General features: G+C 23.1%; 16 protein-coding genes. 13 read left to right on the forward strand and 3 right to left on the reverse strand.

What is annotated here, in order from left to right:
• Window positions 1–239 precede the first annotated feature (239 nt).
• The 9 genes from mnmG to atpC all read left to right on the forward strand — a co-directional run bounded on the left by mnmG (window position 240) and on the right by atpC (window position 8,821).
• Window positions 240–2,123 carry a tRNA uridine-5-carboxymethylaminomethyl(34) synthesis enzyme MnmG gene (mnmG, locus tag AB4W60_RS00005; RefSeq protein WP_367676150.1) on the forward strand — a complete coding sequence of 628 codons (1,884 nt, stop codon included), beginning with the start codon at window positions 240–242 and terminating at the stop codon, window positions 2,121–2,123.
• A 98-nt stretch (window positions 2,124–2,221) separates the two neighbouring features.
• Window positions 2,222–3,043: a F0F1 ATP synthase subunit A gene (gene atpB, locus AB4W60_RS00010; RefSeq protein WP_343188643.1), complete on the forward strand. Its 822-nt coding sequence runs from the start codon at window positions 2,222–2,224 to the stop codon at window positions 3,041–3,043.
• Window positions 3,044–3,088: 45 nt separating this feature from the next.
• Window positions 3,089–3,328: a F0F1 ATP synthase subunit C gene (gene atpE / locus AB4W60_RS00015; protein ID WP_343188644.1), complete on the forward strand. Its 240-nt coding sequence runs from the start codon at window positions 3,089–3,091 to the stop codon at window positions 3,326–3,328.
• 98 nt (window positions 3,329–3,426) lie between these two features.
• On the forward strand, window positions 3,427–3,900 hold the full coding sequence (gene atpF, locus AB4W60_RS00020; RefSeq protein ID WP_343188645.1) for a F0F1 ATP synthase subunit B: 474 nt from the start codon (window positions 3,427–3,429) through the stop codon (window positions 3,898–3,900).
• A 17-nt stretch (window positions 3,901–3,917) separates the two neighbouring features.
• Entirely contained in the window at window positions 3,918–4,457 is a 540-nt protein-coding gene (locus AB4W60_RS00025; RefSeq protein WP_367676151.1) for a F0F1 ATP synthase subunit delta, read from the forward strand.
• A gap of 11 nt (window positions 4,458–4,468) precedes the next feature.
• Window positions 4,469–6,022: a F0F1 ATP synthase subunit alpha gene (gene atpA, locus AB4W60_RS00030; RefSeq protein ID WP_367676152.1), complete on the forward strand. Its 1,554-nt coding sequence runs from the start codon at window positions 4,469–4,471 to the stop codon at window positions 6,020–6,022.
• A gap of 42 nt (window positions 6,023–6,064) precedes the next feature.
• Entirely contained in the window at window positions 6,065–6,931 is an 867-nt protein-coding gene (gene atpG, locus AB4W60_RS00035; protein WP_367676153.1) for an ATP synthase F1 subunit gamma, read from the forward strand.
• 28 nt (window positions 6,932–6,959) lie between these two features.
• The gene (atpD, locus tag AB4W60_RS00040) at window positions 6,960–8,357 is read left to right on the forward strand and encodes a F0F1 ATP synthase subunit beta (RefSeq protein ID WP_367676154.1); all 1,398 of its coding nucleotides are present in this window, start codon (window positions 6,960–6,962) and stop codon (window positions 8,355–8,357) included.
• Window positions 8,358–8,389: 32 nt separating this feature from the next.
• Window positions 8,390–8,821 carry an ATP synthase F1 subunit epsilon gene (gene atpC / locus AB4W60_RS00045; protein ID WP_343188650.1) on the forward strand — a complete coding sequence of 144 codons (432 nt, stop codon included), beginning with the start codon at window positions 8,390–8,392 and terminating at the stop codon, window positions 8,819–8,821.
• A gap of 77 nt (window positions 8,822–8,898) precedes the next feature.
• On the opposite strand, the gene gyrB is transcribed toward atpC, so the two are convergent.
• The 3 genes from gyrB to dnaA form a co-directional block, all read right to left on the reverse strand.
• On the reverse strand, window positions 8,899–11,313 hold the full coding sequence (gene gyrB, locus AB4W60_RS00050; protein ID WP_367676155.1) for a DNA topoisomerase (ATP-hydrolyzing) subunit B: 2,415 nt from the start codon (window positions 11,311–11,313) through the stop codon (window positions 8,899–8,901).
• Between the two features lie 69 nt (window positions 11,314–11,382).
• Window positions 11,383–12,489, reverse strand: coding sequence for a DNA polymerase III subunit beta (gene dnaN / locus AB4W60_RS00055; protein WP_367676156.1), 1,107 nt, complete (start codon window positions 12,487–12,489; stop codon window positions 11,383–11,385).
• Between the two features lie 3 nt (window positions 12,490–12,492).
• Window positions 12,493–13,854, reverse strand: a complete 1,362-nt coding sequence (gene dnaA / locus AB4W60_RS00060; RefSeq protein WP_367676157.1) for a chromosomal replication initiator protein DnaA — start codon at window positions 13,852–13,854, stop codon at window positions 12,493–12,495.
• A 325-nt stretch (window positions 13,855–14,179) separates the two neighbouring features.
• Between dnaA and rpmH the strand changes: the two genes are divergently transcribed.
• Genes rpmH through yidC form a run of 4 tightly spaced genes read left to right on the forward strand, consistent with a single transcriptional unit; the run spans window position 14,180 to window position 16,550 of the window.
• Complete coding sequence (gene rpmH / locus AB4W60_RS00065) at window positions 14,180–14,323, forward strand: 50S ribosomal protein L34 (RefSeq protein WP_343188654.1); 144 nt, start codon at window positions 14,180–14,182, stop codon at window positions 14,321–14,323.
• A gap of 12 nt (window positions 14,324–14,335) precedes the next feature.
• Window positions 14,336–14,698 carry a ribonuclease P protein component gene (rnpA, locus tag AB4W60_RS00070; protein ID WP_367676158.1) on the forward strand — a complete coding sequence of 121 codons (363 nt, stop codon included), beginning with the start codon at window positions 14,336–14,338 and terminating at the stop codon, window positions 14,696–14,698.
• Window positions 14,668–14,940, forward strand: a complete 273-nt coding sequence (gene yidD, locus AB4W60_RS00075) for a membrane protein insertion efficiency factor YidD (RefSeq protein WP_343188656.1) — start codon at window positions 14,668–14,670, stop codon at window positions 14,938–14,940. The genes rnpA and yidD overlap by 31 nt, the downstream gene beginning before the upstream one ends.
• Window positions 14,940–16,550, forward strand: a complete 1,611-nt coding sequence (yidC, locus tag AB4W60_RS00080; protein WP_367676159.1) for a membrane protein insertase YidC — start codon at window positions 14,940–14,942, stop codon at window positions 16,548–16,550. The genes yidD and yidC overlap by 1 nt, the downstream gene beginning before the upstream one ends.
• The last annotated feature ends 27 nt before the right edge of the window (window positions 16,551–16,577 follow it).

Here is a 16,577-nt window from a genome sequence, read left to right on the forward strand (position 1 = left end):
TTATACACAATTTAATTAACATCTTAAGTATCTGTATTTTCGATACTTTTTTGACTTATCCACATATTTTTTTTTGATAATAATAACATTTTTATTATATAATTTAATATATAATTAACTAATAAAACACTTTACTTATTATTTTAATTATGTTTTATTATTTAACTAAATATTCTTTTAACTAAATACAATATGTTTATATGTTGCATTAATAATTTTGAGGAATATGTAAAATTAATATGTTGTTTTCGGAATTTTTTGATGTAATTGTTGTTGGGGGCGGTCATGCAGGAATAGAAGCTTCCATTGCATCAGCTAAAATGAGTAATAAAGTTTTATTGTTAACTCAAAAAATAGATAATCTAGGACAACTATCATGTAATCCAGCTATAGGAGGTATTGGTAAAAGTCAATTAGTTAAAGAAATAGATGCTTTTGATGGCACTATGGCTTTAATAGCTGATAAGTCTGGTATTCAGTTTAGAATATTAAACTCTAGCAAAGGTCCTGCTGTTAGATCTACAAGGGCTCAAGTTGATAGGTTATTATATAAAAAAAATGTTTTAAAAATTTTTAAAAATTTTTCTAATATTACAATCTTAGAACAAGAAGTTACAGATTTACTAATTGATAAAGATGTTATAATAGGAGTTGAAACTAACTTTGGTATTAAGTATAAAAGTAAATCCGTTATTATTTCTACTGGTACTTTTTTAGGTGGTAAGGTTTTTATAGGATTAAAAAGTTATACATTAGGAAGATTTGGGGATTCTTCTTCTGTAATTCTATCTAATAAACTACGAGAATTACCTTTTAGAATAGGAAGATTAAAAACAGGAACTCCTCCACGTATTGATTTACGTAGTATTAATTTTGATGAATTATCTATTCAACATAGTGATAAGCCTTTACCTGTTTTTTCTTTTATAGGTAAAGAGTCTGATCATCCTTCTCAATTACCTTGCTTTATAACTCAAACAAATGAGTTTACTCACGATATAGTTAGATCTGATTTATCAAATAGTCCTATGTTTATGGGTTTAATTCAAAGTGAAAGTCCAAGATACTGTCCTTCAATTGAAGACAAAATTATACGTTTTTCCGATAAAAAATCTCATCAAGTATTTTTAGAACCTGAAGGTTTATCAAGTATAGAAATATATCCTAATGGAATTTCAACTAGTTTACCTTTTGAAACTCAAGTTAAAATTATAAGATCTATCAAAGGTTTAGAAAATGCTAAAATTATTAAACCTGGATATGCTGTTGAATATGATTTTTTTGATCCTAGGGATTTAAAATTAACTTTAGAAAGTAAATTTATTCAGGGTTTATTTTTTGCTGGTCAAATTAATGGAACAACAGGATATGAAGAAGCTGCTGCTCAAGGTTTATTATCTGGTATTAATGCATCTTTATATTCTAAGGATTTAGAAGGATGGTATCCTAAAAGAAGTGAAGGTTACATTGGAGTTTTAATTGATGACTTATGTACTCAAGGTATTAAAGAACCTTACAGAATGTTTACCTCTAGATCTGAGTATAGGTTATTATTAAGAGAAGATAATGCAGATATTCGTTTTACTGAAATAGCTAAAAAATTTAATTTAATTAGTGATATTAGATGGCGTCTTTATAATGAAAAGATTGAAAATATTTATTTAGAGAAACAACGATTAAATAATTTGATATTACATCCTTATTCTAAAAATTCCAATTTGTTAAATGATATTCTAAAAATTAAAATTAGTAAATCTACTAATGGTTTATCTTTATTAAGTAGACCAGAATTGAATTATAAAATTCTTACATCTTTCAATTTTTTTGCTCCAGGAATTAATGATAAACAAGCTTACGAACAAATTGAAATAGATTGTAAATATTCAGGTTATATAAAAAGACAAGAGAAAGAAATTAATAAATATATAAATAATGAAAATATTTACTTGCCTACTAATTTCGATTATTCTAGTATAAACAGTTTATCTAAAGAAGTTATTCATAAGCTTAATAAATATCATCCTATTACTTTAGGTCAAGCATCTCGTATTTCAGGGATTACTCCTGCGGCTATTTCAATATTGTTAATTTATTTTAAGAAAAAATACTTTAGAAAAAATTAATTTTTATATTTTATTTTCTTTATTTCATTTTATATTTAAACTTAATTTAATAATCTCTAATTTAAAATTTATTTTATATAATCAAGAGAGCAAATTTCATGATTATTTCAAAGGGTATATCTAACTCACAAGAATATATTAGTCATCATTTACGTCATTTACAATTGGATTTACATACTTTTAAATTAGTTGATCCTCATAAAATTCCTTCTACTTTTTGGTTATTAAATGTTGATTCAATATTTTTTTCTTTTTTATTAGGTTTAATTTTTTTACTGTTTTTTTATGTTTCATCTAAAAATCTTACTATTTCATCTCCTAGTAAACTTCAAGTTTTTTTAGAAATAATTATTAATTTTATTAATAAAAATGTAGAGGAAATTTTTTTTATTAAAGATAAATTAATTGCTCCATTAGCTTTTACAATTTTTATATGGATTTTTTTAATGAATTTGATGGATTTAGTTCCAATTGATTTAATTCCATTTATAGGAAAATATTATTTTAATTTTTCATCTGTCAGATTAGTTCCTTCTGCTGATGTTAATATCACTTTATCTATGTCTATAGGTATTTTATTGTTGATTTTGTTTTATAGCATTAAAAATAAAGGTTTGTTAGGTTTTTTAAAAGAACTATTTATGACTCCTTTTAATCATCCTACATTCATGATTATAAATTTTATTTTAGAATCTGTTAGTCTTTTATCTAAACCTATTTCTCTGGGCCTAAGATTATTTGGTAATATGTATGCAGGAGAAATGATATTTATTCTTATATCTGGTCTTATTCCATGGTGGGCTCAGTGGATTTTAAATATTCCATGGGCTATATTTCATATATTGATAATATTTTTACAATCTTTTATTTTTATGGTTTTAACAATTGTATATTTATCTATGGCTTCAAAAAATCATTAATTTTTAAAAACTTATTTATATTAATTTAAATATTTTGGAGATTAAATGGAAAATTTAAGTATGGATATGTTATATATGGCTGCTGCTATAATGACTGGATTAGCAGCAATAGGTGCTGCTATAGGAATTGGTATTTTAGGTGGAAAATTTTTAGAGGGTGCCGCTAGACAACCTGACTTAGTTCCATTATTAAGAACTCAATTTTTTATAGTTATGGGTCTTGTTGATGCAATACCAATGATAGCAGTTGGTTTAGGGTTATATGTTATGTTTGCCGTTGTATAATAATATATTTTATATTTTATATCATATAATATTTTTAATTTATTTCTTAGGTTATTACAATAACCTAAGAAATTTTAATTCAAAAGGAAATAAAATTTGTGAATCTTAACTCAACTATTATTGGTCAATTGATATCTTTTATTTTTTTTGTATTTTTTTGCATGAAATATTTATGGCCTAAATTAATTAGTATAATAGAAAGCAGAAAAATTCAAATTGAAAATGATTTATTATTTATAGAAAATTCTAAAATAGAAATTAATAAAAAAATAAAAATTTCAATGAAAGAAATAGAGAAATCTAAAAAGAGAGCTTTTGAAATTATTGAAAATGCTAAAATTCAAAGTTCTTATATATTAGAAAAAGCTATATCAAAAGCTGAAGATGAAAAAAATAAAATTATCAATAAATCTTATGATGAAATAGAACATCAAAAAAAAATAGCATTTCAAGAATTAAATAAAAAAATCTCTATTTTAGCTATATCTATTTCTAAAAAAGCTATAGAAAGTTCTTTTATTAAGTATAATATAAATGATAATATGATTAATAAAATTATTTCTGATTTGTGATATTTAAGGATTTAAAATTGAATTTTAAACGTATAAATATTTCTTATCCTTATGCTAAAGCTGCATTTAATTATTCTGTGAATAATAATTGTCTTGAACAATGGAAAGAAATGTTGAGTTTTTCTAGTCAAATACTTAATGATAATTATATCCAAAATTTATTTCTTAATTCTATATATTCTCATAAAAATATGGCATCTATTTTATTATTAATTTTAGATAATAAAGTTGATAAATTTTTTAAAAATTTTATAAGATTGATAGGTATTCATAATCGTATATTAATTATAAATTTTATATTTAAAGAATTTATGATTCTTTATTATAAATATAATAATATATTAAATGTTACACTTACTTCTTGTGTTCTATTAAATAACAATGAATTAAATATTATTAAACAAAAACTAGAAAATAAATTATCTAAAAAAATTAATATATTAAATATTATTGATAAATCTATATTAGGGGGAATAATATTGCAATTTAATGATACAGTTTTTGATTTTAGTATAAGAAATAATTTAAAGCTGTTATCTGATTTTTTGCAATGTTAATTATATAAGATATGGAATTAAATTCTCTAGAGATTAGTAATCTTATTCAAGAAAGAATAGCTAAATTTAATATCTTGAGCAGCAAATTTAACAAAGGTACTATTGTATCAGTACGCGATGGAATTATAAATATCTATGGACTTTCTGATGTAATGCAAGGAGAAATGATATTAATTCCTGATGTTAACATTTATGCTATAGCTTTAAATTTAGAAAAGAATTCTGTTGGTGCTATTGTTATGGGTCCATATATTGATTTAGTTGAAGGTATGTCCGCTCAATGTACTGGAAAAATACTTGAAGTTCCTGTAGGAAATGATTTATTAGGTCGTGTAGTAAATTCGTTAGGAGATCCTATAGATGGAAAAGAAAGTATCAAACATCAATATTTTTATCCTGTAGAAGCTGAAGCTCCAGGAGTAATTGATCGTGAATCTGTAAATGAACCCTTACAAACTGGTTATAAATCTATTGATTCTATGATTCCTATAGGAAGAGGTCAGCGTGAATTAATTATAGGTGATAGACAGACTGGTAAAACTTCTATAGCCATAGATACAATAATTAATCAAAAATATTTTGGTGTAAAATGTATATATGTTGCTATAGGACAAAAATCATCTACTATTTCTGGTATTGTTAAAAAATTGGAAGATAATGATGCATTAAAATATACTATAGTAGTTACTGCTTTTGCTTCGGAATCTGCATCTTTACAATATTTAGCTCCTTATTCTGGATGTGCAATGGGAGAATATTTTCGTAATAAAGGAGAAGATGCTCTTATAATATATGATGATTTATCTAAACATGCAATTGCTTATCGTCAAATTTCTTTATTATTAAAAAGACCTCCGGGAAGAGAAGCGTACCCTGGTGATATATTTTACTTACACTCTAGATTACTTGAAAGATCTTCTAAAGTTAATTTAAATTTTATAAAAAAAAATAATAAAAATAAAAAACTTAAATTTAAGAATGGATCTTTAACAGCTTTACCTATTATTGAAACTCAATCAGGAGATGTATCTGCTTTTGTTCCTACTAATGTAATATCTATAACTGATGGTCAGATATTCTTAGAATCTAGTTTATTTAATTCAGGTGTTCGTCCTGCTATAAATCCTGGTATATCAGTATCTAGGGTAGGAGGATCTGCTCAAAAAGATATAATAAAAAAAATATCTAGCGGTATAAGAACATCTTTAGCTCAGTATCGTGAGTTAGCTGCATTCTCTCAGTTTGCTTCAGATTTAGATGATATTACACATAAACAATTAGTTTATGGTAGAAAATTAACAGAAATATTAAAACAGAATCAATATTCACCTTTATCTATTGCAGATCAATCTTTAATTTTATTTGCTGCAGAAAAAGGCTTTTTAAATGATATTCATTTAGATGATCTTTTTTCTTTTGAATCAAATATTTTAATATTTGCTCATCAAAATTATAAAGTTTTAATGGATAAAATTAATAAATCAGGAGAATATACAAAATTTATAAAAGATTCACTAATTAAATTAATTAAAGATTTTAAATCGAATTTTATTAATAAAAATTAGTAACTTAAAAATAAATAAAACTATTTAGGTAATGTAATTAAAATGGCTATTGCAAAAGAGATACGTACTAAAATAGATAGTATTACAAGTACAGCAAAAATTACGAAAGCTATGGAAATGGTTTCTGCATCTAAAATGAAAAAAACTCAAAATAAAATGCAAGCTAGTCGTCCATATTCTAAACTAATTTTAGAGATTATAAAAAATTTATCAGAGATCAAATCTGAATTTAATCATATTTATTTTCAAAATAGAACTTTAAAACGTATAGGAATTATTATTATATCTACTAATAGAGGATTATGCGGAAGTTTAAATTATAATTTATTTAAACAAATATTAAATTTTATGAATCAATACTTTAAAAAGAAAGTTGAAGTAGACCTGATTATTTTAGGAGTAAAAGGTATAGTCTTTTTTGAAAAATTAGGTATGAGTATTATTAAAAAAATTTTTAAAATAGATGAAAAATTAGAATTTTCTCAAGTATTAAATATTATCGGTTTATTTTTAGAAATGTATAAATCTAATAACATTGATAGAATATTTTTAGCTCATAATTTTTTTAAGAATGCTATGATTCAAATACCTAAAATAAATCAACTTTTACCTATTTGTACAGATATTAAAAATAAAAAATATGTTAAAAAACGTGGTTATTTCTATGAACCAGATGATGATATTAGCATATTAAATTTCTTATTAAATCGTTATTTAGAATCACAGTTATATCAGGGTATTTTAGAAAATGCTGCTAGTGAACAGGCAGCTCGTATGGTCGCAATGAAAACAGCTAGTGATAATAGTAATAATTTAATTACTGAATTACAGTTGGTGTATAATAAAATGAGACAATCTGCTATTACTCAAGAAATTACTGAAATAATTTCAGGTGCTTCTGCTATTTAAAAATATTTTAGAGGTTTTTAAAATTATAATGATTATTGGAAAAATTATTCAAATTATTGGTTCTATTGTAGATATATCTTTTCCTCAAGATAATGTTCCTAAAATATATACTGCCTTAAAGACATGTAATTTGAATAAAAAACTTATTTTAGAAGTTCAACAACAATTAGGTGATGGAATAGTTCGTGCTATTTCTATGGGTTCTTCTGATGGTTTAAAAAGAGGAAGTGAAGTAATAAGTTTGAATCATCCTATAATGGTACCTGTAGGAAAACCTACCTTAGGTCGTATTATGAATGTTTTAGGTTATCCAATAGACTCTAAAGGCCCAATAAAATCAAATACAGGAGAAAAAATTGAATTACGTCCTATTCATGGTAAAGCACCTTCTTATGAAGAACAATCTAATTCTAAAAAAATTTTGGAAACTGGTATAAAGGTTATAGACTTAATTTGTCCTTTTGCTAAAGGAGGTAAAGTAGGATTATTTGGAGGTGCTGGAGTAGGAAAAACAGTTAACATGATGGAATTAATACGTAATATTGCTATTGAACATTCTGGATATTCTGTATTTACAGGAGTAGGTGAAAGAACAAGAGAAGGTAATGATTTTTATCATGAAATGAAAAGCTCGAAAGTATTGGATAAAGTATCATTGGTATATGGTCAGATGAATGAACCTCCTGGTAATAGATTACGTGTTGCTTTTACCGGTTTAACTATAGCTGAAAAATTCAGAGATGAAGGTAATGATGTTTTATTGTTTATAGATAATATTTATAGGTATACTTTGGCTGGAACTGAAGTTTCTGCTTTATTAGGAAGAATGCCTTCTGCAGTGGGCTATCAACCTACTTTATCTGAAGAAATGGGTGTATTACAAGAACGTATAACTTCAACTAAAAGAGGATCTATTACTTCTGTACAAGCTATTTATGTTCCAGCTGATGATCTTACTGATCCCGCTCCAGCTACTACTTTTTCTCATTTAGATTCTACTATTACTCTAAGTAGACAAATATCATCTTTAGGTATATACCCTGCTGTAGATCCTTTGAGTTCTACTAGTAGACAATTAGATCCAGATATAATAGGAGTTGAACACTATAATGTTGCTAGAGGCATACAAAGTATTTTACAACGTTATGATGAGTTAAAAGATATTATCGCAATACTAGGTATGGACGAATTATCTGAAGAAGATAAAGTATTAGTTTCCAGAGCTAGAAAGATACAGAGATTTTTATCGCAGCCATTTTTTGTCGCGGAAATATTTACTGGTTCTCCTGGTAAATACGTTTCTTTAAAAGATACTATCTATGGTTTTAAAAATATTATTGAAGGTAAATTAGATTCTATTCCAGAACAAGCATTTTATATGGTTGGATCTATTGATGAAGTAATTGAAAAGTCTAAGAAAATTTAATTTTTAAATACTTTTTTAGGATTTATACTATTATGAGTTTTTATTTAAATGTTTTATCTATAAAATCTAATTTTTTTTCTGGGATAGTAAAAAAAATTCATATTTCTAGTACAGAAGGAGAATTAGGTATTTATCCAAATCATTCTCCTTTATTAACTTTAATCAAACCATGTAAATTATATATTTTGGACAAAAATAATATAGAAGAGTATATTTATATATCAGGAGGTATATTAGAAGTTCAACCTAAAAATGTTTCAATTTTAGCTGATAAAGCAATTAAAGGAATTGATTTAAATTATAAAAAAATTATTCTTTTAAAAAATAAATTTCAAAATATTATTAAAAAATCTTCTAAAATTGATAAAAATTTTTTAGCTAATTCTTTAACTTTATTAAAAATTAAAATACAACTTAAGGTTATAGAACTGACTAAAAATATTCAATCAAATAATAAATTTTAATAAAATATTTATAATCCATTTTTATAGAATATGTTATAAATATTTTTAATAAATATTTATAACATATTGTAATATTTTTATATATCAATATTAGATGCTTTTAAGGCGTTTTTTTCTATAAATTTTTTTCTAGGTTCAACAGCATCACCCATAAGAGTAGAAAATAAATTATTTGCAACTATACTATCTTGAACTGTTACTTGTAACATACGTCTTGTATCAGGATTCATTGTAGTTTCCCACAATTGAATTGGGTTCATCTCTCCTAGTCCTTTATATCTTTGTATGAAATATCCTTTTTGAGATTCTTTAATCATCCAATTTAAAGCTATATCAATATCTTTTAATTTATGTTTTTTTTCTTTTCTTATAATATACATGTTGTTTTTAACTAATTTATTTATTTTTTCACCAAAACTAGAAATTTTTTTATATTCTTTGCTTTTTAAAAATATTTTATTTAAACAAAAAGTTGTTTTCTTTTCATATTTATATATTTTAATTACTGGCTCAAAATAATTATTTATCTTATTAGTTTTTATGTTCATTTTATATGATAAGTTGTTTTTTTCTTTAGATATTAAAAAATTTAATAAATTTGATGTCCATTTAAATACATATTTTTTGTCATTTATTTTTTTTAAATATGGTTGATATATTAATGCATAAATAATGTTATAAGGAAACTCTATTGACATTGTTTTTATAATTTTTTTTATAGAATAATATTCTGTAATAATTTCTTTTAATATTAAAGATCCATTTTTATTTTTATTAATTTTATTTGATTTACTAATAAAAGATTCTTTTAATGCATTTTTTAATTGATATTTTTCCATTTCATAAATGTCTTTAATATATTTTTCTTTTTTGCCTTTTTTTATTTTAAATAAAGGAGGTTGTGCAATATAAATATGACCTTTTTCTATAATTTTCGGCATTTGCCTGTAAAAAAAAGTTAGTAATAGTGTTCTAATATGAGATCCATCAACATCTGCATCTGTCATAATTATTATATTATGATATCTTAGTTTATCTAAATTATATTCATTTTTACCTATTCCGCATCCTAAAGCCGTTATTAAAGTTGTAACCTCTTGAGATGCTAACATTTTATCAAATCTAGCTTTTTCTACATTTAATATTTTTCCTTTTAAAGGTAAAATAGCTTGATTTTTTCTATTTCTGCCTTGTTTTGCCGATCCTCCAGCAGAGTCTCCTTCAACTAAATATAGTTCTGAAAGTTTAGGATCTTTTTCTTGGCAATCTGCTAGTTTACCTGGGAGTCCAGATATTTCTATTGCTACTTTTTTTCTAGTTATTTCTCTAGCTCTTTTTGCTGCATCTCTAGCTCTTGCTGCATCTATAATTTTATTAATTATAATTTTTGAATCACCGGGATTTTCTAATAAATATTCTATAAAATATTCATGCATTAAAGATTCTACTGCTGATTTAACTTCTGAAGATACTAGCTTTTCTTTAGTTTGTGAAGAAAATTTAGGATTTTGTACTTTTACTGAAATAATTGCAGTCAATCCTTCTCTTGAATCTTCTCCTGTAGCTGTAATTTTATTTTTTTTATTATATCCTTCACGGTCAATGTAATTATTTATTGTTCTAGTTATAGCGGCTTTAAAACCTGCTAAATGTGTTCCTCCATCGTTTTGAGGAATATTATTTGTAAAACAATATAATTTTTCTTTGAATTCATTATTCCATTGCATTGCAACTTCAACTTCAATGTTATCTTTTGTATTTTTAAAATAAAAAATATTTGAATGTATAGTTTTTTTTTCTTTATTTATATGTTTAATAAATTCTTTTATCCCTCCTTTGTATTTATAATATTTTTCTATTTTTGTTCTTTGATCTTTAAGGTATATTAATAATCCTGAATTTAAGAAAGATAGTTCCCTTAATCTTTTAGATAAGATATCGAATTTAAAATCAAGAATATTTGTAAATGTTTTATTACTTGGCCAAAAACGTATTATTGTTCCAGTATGTTTATTTTTTGATAGAGCATATGTAGGGTTTTGTGGTTTTCCATGTATATAAGTTTGTTTATATACTTTTTGATCCCTATAAATTGTTAATTCTAATCTAGATGATAATGCATTTACTACTGATATTCCCACTCCATGCAATCCTCCTGAAACTTTATAAGAATTATCATCAAATTTTCCTCCAGCATGAAGTACAGTCATTATTACTTCTGCTGCTGATATACCTTCTTCTGGGTGAATGTCAATTGGAATTCCTCTGCCATTATCTTTTATTGATACAGAATTATCATTATGTATTGTAGTAATAATTTCTTTACAATATCCAGCAAGAGCTTCATCTATTGAATTATCTACAACTTCAAATACCATATGGTGTAACCCTGTTCCATCATCAGTATTTCCAATGTACATTCCAGGTCTTTTACGTACTGCATCTAAACCTTTTAAAATCTTAATATTTGAAGAATTATATGTGTTTTTCATTACTATTCCTTATGGTATTAATTTTTAGATGATATTTCTCTAATTTTTTATTTAATTATTTTCTAAAAATTATAAATTTAAGGGCATGATTAGGTGCATATTTGCATTATTATTTATTTCTTTTATGTAGATACTAGATTTAGAATCTGTAAAACTAAAACTTATTTCTTTAGATTTAGTACTATTTAATATGTCTAAAATATAATTTACATTAATCGCAATTTCAGTATTTTTTCCCATATAATTTATATATAGTTTCTCTTTCATTTCTTCTTGAAGGTTATTTTTTGCAAAAATTATTATTTTTCCTTTTTGTATATTTAATCTAATACCGCAAAATTTTTCGTTAGCTAAAATAGAAGATCTTTTTAAAGATTCTTTAAATTTATTATTATTTATATTAAAAGTGTTTTCTTTTTTATGAGATATAATTTTTTCGTATTTAGGGAATAAACCTTCAATTAATTTTGTATTAAATATTGTGTCTTCTACTTCTACTCTTAAATTATTTTCATTAATTAAAATAGTTAAATCCTCATTTTTATTTTCAATTATTTTTTCTAGTTCTAATATCCCAATTCTAGGTATTATTATTGAATGATTAATGTAAGATTTTTTTATTTTCATACAACATTTTGATAAACGATGTCCGTCTGTAGCTATAATTATGATTTTATCAAACTTTATTTCTAGCAACACTCCATTTAAGTAATTACGTACATCATTATTAGCCATAGAAAATTTCACTGATTTAATCATATTTTTTATTTTTTTTTGAGATATACAAAATTTAATTTTTTCTTTCCAATTTTTTATATTTGGAAAATTATTTACAGGAAGAGTTAAAATATTAAAATTACTTAAATTATTATTTGTTTTGATAGAGATTTTATTTTTATTTAATTCAATATTTATTATTTCATTTTCATTTATATTATTACATATACTTAAAATTTTATTTGCAGATATAGTTGTTGAACCATTTTTATATGGAGGTCTGATTGTTGTTTTTACAATAATTTCTACTAATAAATCTGTACTAATTAATTTTAGAATTCCATTACTGATTTCTATTAATAAATTAGACAATATAGGATATATACAGTTTTTTTTTATTATTGATGCGACTTTTTGTAATGGTTTTATTAAATCTATATTTTTTATGCTGAATTTCATATTTTATGATAGTCTATTTATTAAATTTGAGAAATCTTTTTTAATATTATAATATTTTTTACATAGTTGTTCTACTTTTCTACATGCATGTAATACTGTTGTGTGATCTTTACCTCCAAAAGCATTACCTATTTCTGATAAGCTATGATTTGTTAATTTTTTTATTATAGTCATAGCTATTTGTCTTGGTCTTACAATTATTTTTTTTCTGTTTCTTGATATTAAATCTGAAAATTTTATTTTATAGTAATTTGCAACTATTTTTTGAATTTTATAAATAGTAATGTTTTTTTGTTTCAATATTAATATATCTTTTAGTGATTCATTTGCTAGCTCTAAATTTATAATTTTATTGTTTATGCTAGAATTTGCTATAATTTTGTTTAATGCTCCTTCTAATTCCCTTACATTAACATTTAAATTTTTTGCTATAAAACAAGCAACTTCATATGTTAACAATATATTTTTTTCACTTGCTTTTTTTATTAGAATAGCTATTCTTGTTTCTAGTTCAGGTTGATCAATAGATATAGTTAATCCCCAGCTTAATCTAGATTTTAACCTATCTTCTACTCCTATAATTTCTTTTGGGTATCTATCACAAGTAATAATTATTTGTTGATTTTTTTCTAATAAAGAATTAAAAGTATGAAATAATTCTTCTTGAGAACGTTCTTTGTTTGCAAAAAATTGAATATCATCTATTAAAAAAGCATCTACTGAACGATAATATTTTTTAAATTTTTCAATTAAATTGTTTTTTAATGCTTTTACCATATTTTGTACGAATTTTTCAGAATGCATATATATAACTTTTGCATTATATTTATTTTGTGTTATTTGATTTACAATTGCGTGTAGTAAATGAGTTTTTCCTAGCCCTGTTTTACTGTATAAAAATAAGGGATTATAATATTTACCAAGATTTTTTGCTACTTTGATTGCTGCTTTTTTTGCTAATTTATTTGATTTACCTTCTACAAAATTATTAAAATTATTTTTTTTATTAATTTTGGAATTATAAAATATTTTTTTTATAGATTTTTTATCTTTCCATGTAGGAATAATTTTTTTTATTTTATATTTTGATCTTATTGATGTTTTAATAGATAAAGAAATTGATTTACTTAAAATTTTAAGCTTTATTTTAAGTTTATTTTTTCCGCAAAAATTATTTAATATTTTTTTTAAATTATTTAAATATTTATCCTTAACCCAATCTAATACAAATTTATTTGGTGCATATAGTACAAGAATTTTATCTTGTAACTTAGCTTTTAGTGGACGTATCCACATACTAAATTCTGTGGTTTTTAATTCATTTTGTAATTGAATAAGACATTGTTTCCAAAGTGAAAGTGACAACTTTTTACTCCACTAAAATCAAATTCTTAATATTTATTTAAATATTTATTTATTTTTAATTAATTTTATTTATATAATATCAAATATTTTATGCTAAGAATCTTTATGCTAAGAAGGTGAGTCATTTATTTTAATAATTTTATACTTAAATTAATATAAATTTTCTTTTTTTTCTCTTTTTAATTTATATTTTTAGCATAAAATTATGATTTTAAATTAAATAGAAGTTGATTGATTATACATAATTGCATTATACTAATATAATACTATATCTTATAAATTTTAAAAATATCTTTAGTAATATAAAATTATAGGTAAATATAACATGAAAAGAACTTTTCAACCTTCTGTATTAAAACGTAAAAGAGATCATGGTTTTCGTATGAGAATGTCTACAAAAAATGGAAGAAATATTTTATCTAGACGTCGTTCTAAAAATAGACAGCGCTTAACTGTTTCTTCAAAATAATTTTTTAAAAATATGAACAAAAATTATTTTTTTTCTAAAAAATTACGTTTATTAAATTATGTTGATATTAATAAAGTTTATAAGAATCATTTTTTTTTTAGAATAAAAGCATTTCAAATGATAATTTTAAGTCGTTTAAGTTACTTAGAATATCCTCGATTATGTATTAATATTTCAAAAAAATATATTAAATTATCTTGTGATCGTAATAGGATAAAAAGATTAGTACGTGAAAGTTTTAGAAAACTGCAATATGATTTAATAAAAATGGATTATATAATACTTTTTACTAGTAATATTTCTAATATAAGTAATATAATCTTAAATAGAAATTTGGGGAATTTATGGAATTATTATGTATTTCCAAATTATTAATTCTTTTTATTCGTATGTATCAAAATTTAATTAATCCTTTTATGATTTCGTGTTGTAGATTTAACCCTTCTTGTTCATCTTACGCGATACAAATGTTAGTTAGATTTAACTTATGTAAAGCTTTATTCTTAATAATAATACGAATATTTAAATGTAATCCTCTATCTTCAGGAGATTATAATATAATATTAAATAATAATAGTAAAACATCAGACATTGATGATAGCAGAGAATTAAAATAATGGGTTTAAGAAGAAATTTTTTAATATTAATTTTTTTTATATTTTCTTTTTTTATCTGGCAAAATTGGTATTTAAATAAAGACACTAATTTAGTTAAAAATGAAAATAATATAATAAATAAAGATTTAGATGTATTTAATTATCAAAATTTTATTCATGTAAAAACTGATGTGTTAGATGTGTTTATTAATAAAAATAATGGAGATATAGAAAAAGTTTCTTTATTAAAATATAATGAATCTTTAAACTCCAATAAACCTTTTACTTTATTAAAAAATTTTGATTATTTTACATATATAGCTCATAGTGGAATATCTTTTTTTGATAAAAATTCGTTATTATTTAATAGTCTGCTTCCATCAGATAATAAGTCAAACAATTTTAATTATTTAATAAATGCTAAGGATGATAAGTTACAAGTACCAATTAGTTGGAAATCTATAGATGGAAATATTATATATAATAAAATTTATGTTTTTAAAAAAGGATCTTATGATATAAGTGTTGAACATCATATTTTGAATAATTCTAATAAAAATTTAGAATTTTCTATTTTTGGTGAATTAAAACAAAGTATTAATTTACCAAAAAATAGTCTAGATTTTAAAAATAAAAATTTAACTATTAGTTCTTTTCGTGGTGCTGCTTATTCTAGTGATACTAACAAATACACTAAATATAAGTTTGATAAAATTGAAAATAATCATAATTTGAATATTATTACAAAAAGTGGATGGATAGCAATGTTAGAAAGATATTTTGTTTCTGCTTGGATTCCTGATACATCATTAATTAATAATTTTTATACTTTTAAGGATAATAAAGATATTGCTGTTATAGGATATAAGTCAGATAAAATAATTTTAAAATCTAAAAAAAATTATTTTTCTCAATCAATTTTATGGGTAGGACCAGAAATCCAAAATATAATGTCTACAATATCTCCTTATTTAGATTTAACTGTAGATTACGGTTTTTTGTGGTTTTTATCTCAGCCTCTTTTTAAAGTTCTTAGTTTTTTATATAGTTTATTAGGAAATTGGGGATGGTCTATAATAGCAATTACTTTTATTATGAAAGCTATTATGTATCCTTTAACTAAATCTCAATACGTATCTATGGCTAAAATGCGTATTTTACAACCTAAAATAGATTTAATAAAAAGTAATTTTAAAAATGACCAACAACGTATAAGTAAAGAAATTATGGATTTATATAAGAGAGAAAAACTAAATCCTTTTAGTGGTTGTTTTCCGGTAATAATTCAAATGCCAATTTTTTTAGCATTGTATTATATGCTAATGAGTTCTATTGAATTACGTCATGCATATTTTTTATTTTGGATAAAAGATTTATCTTCTCAAGATCCTTATTTTTTATTACCTGTGTTAATGGGTATTACTATGTTTTTTATTCAAAAAATGTCTCCTAGCTCAGTTACTGATCCTTTACAAAAAAAGATAATGAATTTTATGCCTGTTATTTTTACAGTCTTCTTTTTATGGTTTCCTTCTGGTTTAGTTTTATATTATATAACAAGTAATTTAGTTACTATTATACAACAAAAATTAATTTTTAAAATTTTAAATAAGAATATTAATCTAAAATAATTATTTTTTATTTAATATTATTAAATA

The organism is Buchnera aphidicola (Neophyllaphis podocarpi) (genome assembly GCF_964059055.1).
Classification (GTDB): domain Bacteria; phylum Pseudomonadota; class Gammaproteobacteria; order Enterobacterales; family Enterobacteriaceae; genus Buchnera_M; species Buchnera_M aphidicola_A.

Excerpts from the sequence above, each read along its gene's own strand:
- mnmG (WP_367676150.1), top strand. The coding sequence starts at position 240 with ATGTTGTTTTCGGAATTTTTTGATGTAATTGTTGTTGGGGGCGGTCAT.
- atpB (WP_343188643.1), top strand. The coding sequence starts at position 2,222 with ATGATTATTTCAAAGGGTATATCTAACTCACAAGAATATATTAGTCAT.
- atpE (WP_343188644.1), top strand. The coding sequence starts at position 3,089 with ATGGAAAATTTAAGTATGGATATGTTATATATGGCTGCTGCTATAATG.
- atpA (WP_367676152.1), top strand. The coding sequence starts at position 4,469 with ATGGAATTAAATTCTCTAGAGATTAGTAATCTTATTCAAGAAAGAATA.
- atpG (WP_367676153.1), top strand. The coding sequence starts at position 6,065 with ATGGCTATTGCAAAAGAGATACGTACTAAAATAGATAGTATTACAAGT.
- atpD (WP_367676154.1), top strand. The coding sequence starts at position 6,960 with ATGATTATTGGAAAAATTATTCAAATTATTGGTTCTATTGTAGATATA.
- atpC (WP_343188650.1), top strand. The coding sequence starts at position 8,390 with ATGAGTTTTTATTTAAATGTTTTATCTATAAAATCTAATTTTTTTTCT.
- gyrB (WP_367676155.1), bottom strand. The coding sequence starts at position 11,313 with ATGAAAAACACATATAATTCTTCAAATATTAAGATTTTAAAAGGTTTA.
- dnaN (WP_367676156.1), bottom strand. The coding sequence starts at position 12,489 with ATGAAATTCAGCATAAAAAATATAGATTTAATAAAACCATTACAAAAA.
- rpmH (WP_343188654.1), top strand. The coding sequence starts at position 14,180 with ATGAAAAGAACTTTTCAACCTTCTGTATTAAAACGTAAAAGAGATCAT.
- rnpA (WP_367676158.1), top strand. The coding sequence starts at position 14,336 with ATGAACAAAAATTATTTTTTTTCTAAAAAATTACGTTTATTAAATTAT.
- yidD (WP_343188656.1), top strand. The coding sequence starts at position 14,668 with ATGGAATTATTATGTATTTCCAAATTATTAATTCTTTTTATTCGTATG.
- yidC (WP_367676159.1), top strand. The coding sequence starts at position 14,940 with ATGGGTTTAAGAAGAAATTTTTTAATATTAATTTTTTTTATATTTTCT.